1 pseudogene is annotated in these 240 nt (G+C 54.6%); it reads right to left on the reverse strand.

Features of this window, described 5'->3' with window-relative positions:
- Window positions 1-240 (reverse strand): annotated as a pseudogene (locus ACTHS8_RS10905) (hypothetical protein); the annotation flags it as partial.

The following is a 240-nucleotide window of genomic DNA, read 5'->3' on the forward strand; positions in this document are numbered from 1 at the left end:
GCGTAGTCGGGCAGGTAGTCCATCAGAGTGGGCGGCGGTTCGCCTTCTTTTTTGCCGGAGAAGTGGCGGGAGTAATTATCGATGCCTTTGCAGAAGCCCATTTCGTAGAGCATTTCTAGGTCGAAACGGGTGCGTTGTTCGATGCGTTGTTGCTCGACGGGGCGTTGTTCTCGGGCGAAAAATTCAAAGCGTTCGCGCAATTCTTCTTTGATGGACTCTCAGGCGCGCAAGACGGTGTCG

It is taken from the genome of Neisseria sp. P0016.S008 (assembly GCF_051957775.1).
Classification (GTDB): domain Bacteria; phylum Pseudomonadota; class Gammaproteobacteria; order Burkholderiales; family Neisseriaceae; genus Neisseria; species Neisseria flavescens_B.